We start from the raw sequence: 9,477 nt of genomic DNA, 5'->3' as shown, positions 1-9,477 counted from the left end.
CCGCAAAGCGATGGGAGGTTTCTTCTCCAACGCCTTGACCGGACCCACGGATTGGGCTGCCGCCCGGACCTGATAGAACCAGGCCCGGGAGACATTGTGTTGTTTACAAAATGCACTCACGGCACCGCGAGGAGCATCCTCCGGCCATGTAGCAACAAGATGACGGACTTTAATCGATGGTTGTGGTTTGTTCACAACTCACAAGCAAAACCCCTCAACTGTCCACGAGGGTATGAGACATAGTGTCTACGAAGGTCCGAGACAGAACCGTCCAATAAGGTATGCGACATAACAGCATTGGAAAGCGCTTTCTTCGGCGCTTTCGATGCAACAACTGCGACACACATTGGTTTAAAGGAGGCGGCGGTCCGCGGCCCAGCGGGTCAGCTCGTGCCGCGAGGACAGCTGGAGTTTGCGCAGCACAGCTGAGACGTGTGTTTCCACTGTCTTGATCGAGATGAACAACGCCTTGGCCACCTCCTTGTACGAATAGCCGCGGGCAATCAGGCGCATAACCTCCAGTTCGCGCGCCGAGAGCTTGTCCAGCTCATCCTCCACGGCAACTTCGGCCGTGCCAAAGGCGTCCAGCACAAATCCTGCCAGCCGTGGCGAAAAGACTGCATCCCCGCCCGCCACGCGCCGCACGGCGTCGGAAATCTCCGCGCCGGAAATCGACTTCGTCACATAGCCGCGCGCACCGGCCCTGATAACAGAAACCACGTCCTCGGCCGAGTCGGAAACACTCAAGGCCAGAAATTTTGTGGTGGCCAACAAGGCAGCGCAGCCGGCGATGACCTCCCGCCCACCCTGTCCGCGGCCGCCCGGTAAGTGCACGTCGAGCAGGACCACGTCGGGTTCGGTGGCATTGACGGCAGCAATGGCGTCCTCCACCGTGGCGGCTTCTGCCACGACCAGAATGTCCCGGCTCAGATCGGCCTTGAGCCCGGAACGAAAAATGGCGTGGTCATCCACAATCACAACCCTGATGGGTGCTGCTGGCAATGTCATTTAGTTTCCTCGGTGGCTGGCGTTTCACTGGGCAAGTGCAGCCGGACTTCTGTGCCGTCCGCTGAACTAATGATCTCAGCGCTCCCGCCGTTGCGTTGCATGCGCCCGACGACGGACTCCCGGACGCCCAGCCTGTCCGCCGGCACTGTGCTGATGTCAAAGCCCGGCCCGCGGTCCTTCACGAAGACGTCCACGCCCTGCTGACCTGCCTCAACGTAGACCGAGACAGTGGTGGCACCGTGACGCGCCCCGTTCAGGACTGCTTCACGCACAGCCTGTACCAGCGCGTGGCTGCGCTCGGTCAGTTCGGCATCCCCCACGGCGACCACTTCAACGGCCTGCCCGTACAAGTCCTCGACTTCGGCGCACACGGTCTTGACGCGTTCCACCAAGGCTCCGGTGTTGTGCGTGCCATCCTGGTAAATCCATTCGCGTAGTTCACGTTCCTGGGCACGCGCCAAACGTGTCACATCGGCCGGGGAGTTGGCGCTTTTTTGGATGAGAGCCAACGTCTGCAGCACAGAGTCGTGCAGGTGGGCGGCAATCTCGGCACGTTCCGTTTCACGAATGCGCCCGGCCCTTTCACTTTGGAATTCTCGCCAGAACTTCAAAACCCAAGGAGCCAGGACAAGCCCCACACCCGCCAACACTGCCAGTGAGGCAACCACTGACGCCCATACAAGAGTCCACGAGCCGGAGCCCGCGACAATCACAATGACCCCAACAATGACCAAAGCAATGCCGCCGCCCAGACGCAACAAGGCCATGGGTGTCTCCACCTTGGCCGCGCTGAGCAGGCCAAGCCGGCGGGTATTGTCCAATTGCATCCACGCCAGCACGGCACCGAGTGCTATGACGAACAGCGGAATCACTGTGCCCAAGTCCAGGTCAAAACCCAGTTGCTGGCTCATCAGGATCACTGCAGCAATGACAAGGCCGCCGCCAATGAGCACCTCCTTGAAGCCCAGGGACAGTTTTTGGCGCGGTGGTGGTGGCTCGGTCACCGCGGGTGCCCCGGGGGCTGGCCGGAACAGTTTCAGCTGCGGATTCCCGTCCTGATCCAGCGGTTGCTTGCCGTCGACCTTCTCATCCCCGGCCAGGGGAACCAACAGCCACAGCCAGGCATAGAAGACCAGCCCCGCACCGAAGAAGAAGCTGGTGCCAATCAGCAGGGCACGCACCAGCGCCACCTTGATGCCAAGGTGTTCGGCCAATCCCCCGGCGACCCCGGCGAAAACCCGCACTTGGGACCTGTACATCTTTGCGCTCATGGTTCAATCCAAACACGGCAGCGCCCAACCCGCGGTGCTTCTCGGGGGTACATCAGGGTTCTTTCAGGGTCACCCCCGATGGTCAGCAGCGTTTCCAGCGACCACCATGGAATTATGAACAACACTCAGGACACCCCAGAACAAGCCGCAGGCCCATCCCCTGCCCCCGAAACACCCGCCCCGGACGCCCCAGCCCCGCAGCCCGAATCCGCCAAGTTCTTTCGCTGGTTGCGCAACCTCGGTGTGCAGCGCGGCCCCAACCGTTGGGTGGGCGGGGTATGCAGCGGCTTGGCCAATAGATGGGGCATTGACCCCGTCATAGTCCGTGGCCTTGCCGTGGTTCTCACCCTCTTCTTCGGTGTGGGCCTGCTGGCCTACGGCGTTGCATGGGCTCTGCTGCCCGAGCCCGACGGTCGCATCCACGTTGAGGAAGTGGCACGCGGGCGTTGGTCCACAGGGATGACGGGCGCCTCCGTGGTGACGTTTCTGGGCCTGGTCGGCCCCGGCCAGGGTTTCCTCTGGGGGGATCATGATGGCTGGTTCCCGTGGCCGCTGTTCTGGATCGCAGCAGTCGGCGGCATCGTTTATTGGGCCATCAACCGTGGCAAAAGCACTGACCAACAGCCCGTGCAGGGGGGCGTGAATGCGCAGTTCGCCCCACAGCAGTATCCAACTCAGCAGCATGGCGTGCAGCAGCCGTATGCACCGCCGTTGCCGGCCGGGACGGCGCCATCGGCACAGCAATACGCGGGACAGCAGTACGCGGGGCAGCGCGCCCCGTTCCTGCCCCCTCAGCAGTTCATGCAGGCTCCCCCGAAACAGCCCAGACCAGTCAAGACCAAGCCACGGCTCAGTGCCGCAGCAAGCCTATTCGCCTTGGGATTGGCCATCGTGGTGGGCGCGGTAGTGCTGATCTTGAACGCCACGAATGTCATTGACCTCAACGGCTACCACGTAGCCACCGCGGCCGCGGCTGCGGGCATCACCGCCGGTGTGGCCATCGTCGCGGCGGGGCTCATGGGCCGGGCAGCCGGCGGCGTTGGCGCATTTGCCATTGTTTCCTTGGTTGTTGGTGGCCTGTTTAGCCTGCCAGTCCACGATGGACAGTTCACCGTCTTGCAAAAGGTGACCTGGGCCCCCCAGTCCGTCAGGGCGGCCGAGCCTGGCCGGACCCTGGTGCTCAGCAACGCCACCGTCGACCTCACCCAGTTTGACGACGGAACCACACTCACCTCCGACGTCCTGGTCCAGCTCGAGCTGGCCGCCTCCAACGTCATTCTTGAGGTACCCACCAGTATCCCTGTCCGTATTGAGAGCCAATTGGCTGCTGCGTCACTGACCATTGACGGAGACGACAACGGTGGCGCCTTTGCTGAAGAATCCACCACTGACCTCAACCCCGACGCCACAGGTCACGGGTTGATCATCACCTTGCGGGGCGCGGCCAGCGACATCACAGTGGTTCCCGTGGCAGGTCAGTGATGACACTTCCCCCAGCCAGCGGCACAACACCCTTCACGGAAACACCCCCGACTGCAACGGAGCCCCTCATGTCCAATCCCACAGAACCCCTCGACACGCTGGCGACCCCCGACGTCGTCAAACCTTCCGAGCCAGGCAAGCACCCGGCCCGGGTGGGCACCATAGTCTGGGGCGCCGTCGTGGTGGTTCTTGGCATCCTCATCATCCTCACCCGGCAGGCCGGGCTTTCCCTGGACGCCGGCCAAACAGCAATCTGGCTCCTCTTCGGTGCCGGGGTGGCCATGGTGACCGGCGGGGCCATCAACTTGTTGCGCAGGAAGGCGCGGTAATCCACTGTCCACGGAGGCGGCCGGGAGTTGCCGAGATCACATGAGCGTCTACACTGTTCTACAGAGGAGCTCAATGATGCGCTCAACCCCACATTGACTCCACCCCCTCGAAGGACCTAAATACTCATGAAGATTGGAATTCTCACCAGCGGCGGAGACTGCCCTGGCTTGAATGCAGTGATCCGCGGAATCGTGCTCAAGGGCATCAAGATTCACGGCCACGAATTTGTTGGCTTCCGGGACGGCTGGCGCGGCGTCGTCGAAGGCGACATCATGGACCTTCCGCGCCAAATGGTGCGCGGCATTTCCAAGCAGGGTGGCACCATTTTGGGCACCTCCCGCACCAATCCGTTCGAGGGCAATGGTGGCCCCGAGGTCATCAAGGCCCACATGGACCGCCTGGGCATCGACGCCATGATCGCCATTGGCGGCGAAGGCACCCTGGCCGCGGCCCGCCGCCTGACCGACGCCGGGCTGAAAATTGTTGGCGTACCCAAGACGGTGGACAACGATCTTGACGCCACCGACTACACCTTTGGTTTCGACACGGCCGTGCAGATCGCCACCGAAGCCATTGACCGTTTGCGGACCACCGGCGAATCTCACCACAGGTGCATGATTGCAGAAGTCATGGGCCGCCATGTTGGTTGGATTGCCCTGCACGCAGGCATGGCAACTGGCGCCCACGCGGTCTTGATCCCGGAACAAAAAACGAGCATCGAACAGATCGTTGAATGGGTTCAGGAAGCCCACGACCGCGGCCGCGCCCCCTTGGTGGTGGTGGCTGAGGGTTTCGTTCCCGACCACCAGGACTCGGCACACTCCGAGCGCGGCCTGGACACGTTTGGCCGTCCCCGCCTGGGCGGCATCTCCGACCAGCTTGCGCCGGAGATCGAGGCCCGTACGGGCATCGAAACCCGGGCAACCATTCTTGGCCACATCCAGCGCGGCGGTGTCCCCTCCAGTTTTGACCGGGTCCTGGCCACACGCTTGGGCATGGCTGCGGTTGACTCCGTGGTGGAGGAACGCTGGGGCACCATGGTCTCACTCAAGGGCACGGAGATTGAGCATGTCCCGTTCGAGGCCGCCTTGGGCAATCTCAAGACAGTTCCGCAGCACCGCTACGACGAAGCCTCCATCCTGTTCGGCTAACAGTGACGAAAACGCCCCACAGCACTCATTTGCTGTGGGGCGTTACCGTTTAAGGTATGACTTTCGATCTGAGCTCCTCCCCCATTGTCCGGCTAGCGTGGGAGCGTGGCTTGAAGCTGCCGGCGGATTCGCTGGTGAACGGCAATGCGGACGGCCGCATCACCCACGCTGTCCAGAGCGGCTCGCTGACCTTCGTCAGGTTGTGGGATCAGTCAATCCTCATCGGCCCGGAGCACTTGCTGGACATGGCGGAGTCCTTGGACGACGACGAACTCAGCGACCATTCGCTCATGCTGCGGCTGACCAAGAACGACGGCGGACGCGGGCTAGGCACCCAGGCGCTCTATTACGCGGATGATCTGGCACTGCACCAGCCCGCCAGCACGGTTCACGTCTCAACCAGCGTTGAGGCGGCAAAAGCGCTGGAGTCACTGTGCCCGCCGGACGATGTAAACGACGTGGGACTCGCCCACAAGGCTCATACGTTTACGCTCATGGCCCACGGGGAGTCCGACGCCGGCCCCCTCGCCAGCAGTGCCTACTCCGAGTACCAGGGGTTGCTGGCACAGCTGGGCACCTTGGTGGCGCCACAGGCCCGGCGCCAAGGCCTGGGCAAGCTGGCCACCAGCATTGCAGCCCACGAGGCGCTAGCCGCAGGCCTGATAGTGCAATGGCAAGCGGACATCAACAACGCGGCCGCCCATGCCCTGGCAACGTCGTTGGGTTTTAGTGTTGCCGGCTTGCAGACGCAGGTTTCTCTTCAGACTCGTCAAACTCGGCGTAAATAGCTGAGACGGGGCGCGGCTTGGCAAACATGATGGCCATGGCGGCACCCAGCAGCACAACGGCCGCGGGCAGAATGGTTGACTGCGCCATCGCCGTCGAGAAGCCCTCATGCAGGGCCGCGGGCAGTTGGCCGCCCAGGCCTTGGGCGCCTACGGCAGCGCCCGCCGGCAGTTCTGCGCTGAGCCGGGTCGTGATCAGTACGGCAATGGCCGCGCTGCCCAAGACCGCACCGATCTGTCGGGTCGTATTGTAGATTCCGGCACCTGAACCAGCCTCACGGGGTCCCAAGTTTCGGGTGGCAGTCGTCGACAGCGGGGCCCAAATACCTGAGCTGGCAATGCCCAGCAGCCCACTGGGCAGCAGGAACAGCCAGATGGGGGTGTCGGCGCTCATCAGGGACGCCGTCCACAACAGCGAGACGGACATCAAGATGAAGCCGGTAAACGCCACATAGCGCGGGTTGACGACGTCCACCAGTTTGCCGATAAAAGGCGCCAGGATGCCGGAAAACAAGGCCATCGGGATCATCATCAAGGCCGACTGGGTGGGTGTCATGCCACGGACCAGCTGGTAGTAGAAAAACAACGGCAAACTCATGGCCGTGATGCTGAAACCCATGGACATGATGGCCACATTCGCCAGGGAGAAGTTGCGGAACTTGAACAGGTGCAGCGGCACCAGCGGCTCGCCCTTCGTGACGGCCTGCCAGATGACAAACAGCACCAGCACCACCAGGCCGGCAATGATCAGCCCCCACACCGATATGGGCCCGACAATGGTGCCCCAGTCATAGGTTTCGCCCTCTTGAATGCCAAAGACCAGCATGAACAAGCCCACGGAGCTGAGCAGGATGCCCAACAGGTCAAACTTGTGGTTGTGCGTCTGCAGCTTCGGCACCAGCCGCCACGCCATGACGAAAGCCACCACACCCACGGGCACATTCACGAAGAAGATCCATTCCCAGCCAAGACCGTCCACCAGCACGCCGCCAAGAATGGGACCCACCAGCATGGCAACACCTGCCGTGGCACCCCACAGGCCCATGGCGGGGCCGCGCTTGTCCGGGGCGAAGATGCGGGTGATCACTGCCATGGTCTGCGGCGTCATCATGGCCGCACCAAGGCCCTGCACTGCGCGCGCCCAGATCAGCATGCCAACGTCACCGGAGAGCCCACACCAGAGCGAGGCCAGCGTGAAGACGCTGAGCCCCACCAGGTACAGGTTCTTGGGTCCGTACTTATCGCCCAGCCGTCCCGTCACCAACAGCGGCACAGCATACGCGAGCAGGTAGGCGCTGGTGACCCAAATTACCGAGTTGATGTCGGTGTTCAGGCCTTCCATGATCTTGGGATTAGCCACCGAGACAATGGTGGAATCGACAAGGATCATAAAGAAACCTAGGACGAGTGCCCATAACGCGGGCCACGGTTTTGCCACGATTTCCATGGGTATTCCTTAATCTAAAAGACGATTCTGCTGTGCTGGCTCACCAGGGCATGGTGCCGTCGGCGATGCTGGCCCGCAGGCCGCGCACCCAATGAATTTCCGCTCGCAATTGATGCTGTTGGTAGCCCACATCAATCCAATATTTTTCCTCCACGCCCCGGGATGTGGCCAGGGCGGCGTCGGCGTTCAGGACGGCAAGGCCGGCTTCCAGCGCGGTCAGGCGAGTTTCCAAAAGCTCAAGCACGACGCCGGACGGCAGGTTGTGTGCCTCACCCAGCGCCTGCGGGAAACAAGGATACTCATTGACGGGAACTTTCAAGAGTTCCTTGATCCGCTCCTCCAGCGCCGCTTTCCCCTCGGGGCGGACAGCGTACGTGGTCCGTTCCGGACGGTTGCCGTCCCGGGCAGTGCCCGTGGGTTCCACCAGCCCGGCAGCCGCCAGCCGGCCCACCGTGTGATACAGCGTGCCGGGGCGGATCTTGAGCAGCCGGTCCTCGTGGCGCTGCATGAGCACTTGAAACATCTCATAGGGGTGCATGGGACGCTCAACGAGCAACCCTAGGGCAGCTACACCGAGCGGCGTCAACTGCTTGTCTCGCGCCATGCCCATTGCCCTTCCGCCGGATATTCCATGTGAAGTATTCCACGTGGACTATTAGCTCGCAAGAGTGACCGCCCGTGAACTGGCTCTCATTTAGCGCGGCGTGCGCAAGAAGCCTGTCTGGCGGCCAACCACCTGGCCGGCGTCGGTGGCAACAATGATCTCCTGATTGGCCGGGTACTTCTCCCCGTCGTCGTCGACCGTCAGCACAGCCTCGGGGTCCACTGTGCGCTTGATCAGCGCCAGGGCAATGGGACCCATTTCAAAGTGTTGTGCCACCGAGGTGACCCTGCCGACCACCCGGTCCGCCAGATACACCTCACTGCCGGGGGCGGGCAAGGTATGCAGGGATCCGTCCAGCTGCAAGAACACGAGCCGGCGTGGCGGATGCCCCAGGTTGTGCACCCGGGCCACCGTCTCTTGGCCCTTGTAGCAACCCTTGGAAAGATGCACTGCCGTGCGCATGAGATCGAGTTCGTGCGGAATGGACTTCTCATCCGTTTCGGCGCCACGGCGCGGGCGCCACGCAGCAAGACGCAGGGCTTCGGCAGCCCACACTCCGGCGAGGGGGTGCTGGCCCACGACGTCCGCCAGCTCCGCTGCGGGCACCAAGTATTCGCGCCACGGGCGTTCGAGCCCGGGGTGCTGGTCCTCGGCAACAGAGGCGTAACTGTAGCCGCCAACAGCAATGTGCGGCCACGGGTCCTCCCACACCAAGAACTTGTCCCAGCCGGGCACCTCGGTCACTGAACCAAGCACCGCCCATTGCGCAGACACGTCGGTGACGTCCACGCGCAGCATGAACTTCATGGAATTGAGCCACTGCGCCAGCGGCTCCGCCTCGGCGGTTTCCACCAGCAGCCAGGTGGTCTCGCCGTCGTCCACCACCCGCGCGTCGTACTCGATGCGCCCTTGGATGGTCAGCAGCAAAAGCTCACTGCCTGTATTGGGGGCAAGATTTGTCAGTTGCTGGGATGACAAGGTGTTGAGCCAGCTCAGCCTGTCGGGTCCGGAAACGCTCACCACACCCCGGTGCGAAAGATCAACCACAGCACTGCCGGCCTTACCCAGATAGCCCGCCAACAAGCGTTGTTCACGGTTGGGATCCCCATAATGGGCGGCCACACCTGCATCAAGGCCGCCAGCCTGCACGGCACCTGATCGGTTCAACAAAGGACTCAAATAGCTCATAACGGGTGCAACGCCTTCTCCTAGTGACCTATTCCGCGCCCCCACTCAAGTCTGTGTAGCAGTTTTTAGACTGGAAAGCGCATTCCTGCGTCGATTTCGTCGTGTTATGTCGCATACCTTATTGGACGGTTCTGTCTCGGACCTTCGTAGACACTATGTCTCATACCCTCGTGGACAGTTGAGGGGTTTTGCTTGTGAGTTGTGAGTAAAA

At 62.1% G+C, this 9,477-nt stretch carries 9 protein-coding genes; 4 read left to right on the top strand and 5 right to left on the bottom strand.

All coding sequences use genetic code 11. The features are described from left to right. Positions 1-351: 351 nt before the first annotated feature. The gene (locus tag ACX80E_RS16905) at positions 352-1,008 is read right to left on the bottom strand and encodes a LuxR C-terminal-related transcriptional regulator (RefSeq protein WP_459303234.1); all 657 of its coding nucleotides are present in this window, start codon (positions 1,006-1,008) and stop codon (positions 352-354) included. Continuing rightward, entirely contained in the window at positions 1,005-2,279 is a 1,275-nt protein-coding gene (locus ACX80E_RS16900) for an ATP-binding protein (RefSeq protein WP_459303233.1), read from the bottom strand. The genes ACX80E_RS16905 and ACX80E_RS16900 overlap by 4 nt, the downstream gene beginning before the upstream one ends. Before the next feature lie 114 nt (positions 2,280-2,393). On the opposite strand from ACX80E_RS16900, the gene ACX80E_RS16895 reads away from it, so the two are divergent. The 4 genes from ACX80E_RS16895 to ACX80E_RS16880 all read left to right on the top strand — a co-directional run bounded on the left by ACX80E_RS16895 (position 2,394) and on the right by ACX80E_RS16880 (position 6,030). Then, positions 2,394-3,761, top strand: a complete 1,368-nt coding sequence (locus tag ACX80E_RS16895; RefSeq protein WP_459303232.1) for a PspC domain-containing protein — start codon at positions 2,394-2,396, stop codon at positions 3,759-3,761. A 68-nt stretch (positions 3,762-3,829) separates the two neighbouring features. Further along, a complete protein-coding gene (locus ACX80E_RS16890) occupies positions 3,830-4,090 on the top strand; it encodes a hypothetical protein (protein WP_459303231.1) in 261 nt (86 codons plus the stop codon). 126 nt (positions 4,091-4,216) lie between these two features. Beyond that, a complete protein-coding gene (locus tag ACX80E_RS16885; protein WP_459303230.1) occupies positions 4,217-5,242 on the top strand; it encodes a 6-phosphofructokinase in 1,026 nt (341 codons plus the stop codon). A gap of 56 nt (positions 5,243-5,298) precedes the next feature. Further along, positions 5,299-6,030 carry a GNAT family N-acetyltransferase gene (locus ACX80E_RS16880; RefSeq protein ID WP_459303229.1) on the top strand — a complete coding sequence of 244 codons (732 nt, stop codon included), beginning with the start codon at positions 5,299-5,301 and terminating at the stop codon, positions 6,028-6,030. On the opposite strand, the gene ACX80E_RS16875 is transcribed toward ACX80E_RS16880, so the two are convergent. The 3 genes from ACX80E_RS16875 to ygfZ all read right to left on the bottom strand — a co-directional run bounded on the left by ACX80E_RS16875 (position 5,969) and on the right by ygfZ (position 9,266). Next, the gene (locus tag ACX80E_RS16875; RefSeq protein WP_459303227.1) at positions 5,969-7,474 is read right to left on the bottom strand and encodes a DHA2 family efflux MFS transporter permease subunit; all 1,506 of its coding nucleotides are present in this window, start codon (positions 7,472-7,474) and stop codon (positions 5,969-5,971) included. The genes ACX80E_RS16880 and ACX80E_RS16875 overlap by 62 nt on opposite strands. A 40-nt stretch (positions 7,475-7,514) precedes the next feature. After that, positions 7,515-8,078: a PadR family transcriptional regulator gene (locus ACX80E_RS16870; RefSeq protein WP_459303226.1), complete on the bottom strand. Its 564-nt coding sequence runs from the start codon at positions 8,076-8,078 to the stop codon at positions 7,515-7,517. Positions 8,079-8,168: 90 nt separating this feature from the next. Continuing rightward, complete coding sequence (ygfZ, locus tag ACX80E_RS16865) at positions 8,169-9,266, bottom strand: CAF17-like 4Fe-4S cluster assembly/insertion protein YgfZ (protein WP_459303225.1); 1,098 nt, start codon at positions 9,264-9,266, stop codon at positions 8,169-8,171. Positions 9,267-9,477 lie beyond the last annotated feature (211 nt).

Source organism: Arthrobacter sp. TMN-49, assembly GCF_054511095.1.
This window is presented reverse-complemented; position numbering and strand designations above follow the sequence as displayed.

What these genes read in the sequence shown, in the direction of transcription:
- ACX80E_RS16900 (WP_459303233.1), bottom strand. Translation starts at nt 2,279, where the DNA reads ATGAGCGCAAAGATGTACAGGTCCCAAGTGCGGGTTTTCGCCGGGGTC.
- ACX80E_RS16870 (WP_459303226.1), bottom strand. Translation starts at nt 8,078, where the DNA reads ATGGCGCGAGACAAGCAGTTGACGCCGCTCGGTGTAGCTGCCCTAGGG.
- ACX80E_RS16885 (WP_459303230.1), top strand. Translation starts at nt 4,217, where the DNA reads ATGAAGATTGGAATTCTCACCAGCGGCGGAGACTGCCCTGGCTTGAAT.
- ygfZ (WP_459303225.1), bottom strand. Translation starts at nt 9,266, where the DNA reads ATGAGCTATTTGAGTCCTTTGTTGAACCGATCAGGTGCCGTGCAGGCT.
- ACX80E_RS16895 (WP_459303232.1), top strand. Translation starts at nt 2,394, where the DNA reads ATGAACAACACTCAGGACACCCCAGAACAAGCCGCAGGCCCATCCCCT.
- ACX80E_RS16890 (WP_459303231.1), top strand. Translation starts at nt 3,830, where the DNA reads ATGTCCAATCCCACAGAACCCCTCGACACGCTGGCGACCCCCGACGTC.
- ACX80E_RS16905 (WP_459303234.1), bottom strand. Translation starts at nt 1,008, where the DNA reads ATGACATTGCCAGCAGCACCCATCAGGGTTGTGATTGTGGATGACCAC.
- ACX80E_RS16880 (WP_459303229.1), top strand. Translation starts at nt 5,299, where the DNA reads ATGACTTTCGATCTGAGCTCCTCCCCCATTGTCCGGCTAGCGTGGGAG.
- ACX80E_RS16875 (WP_459303227.1), bottom strand. Translation starts at nt 7,474, where the DNA reads ATGGAAATCGTGGCAAAACCGTGGCCCGCGTTATGGGCACTCGTCCTA.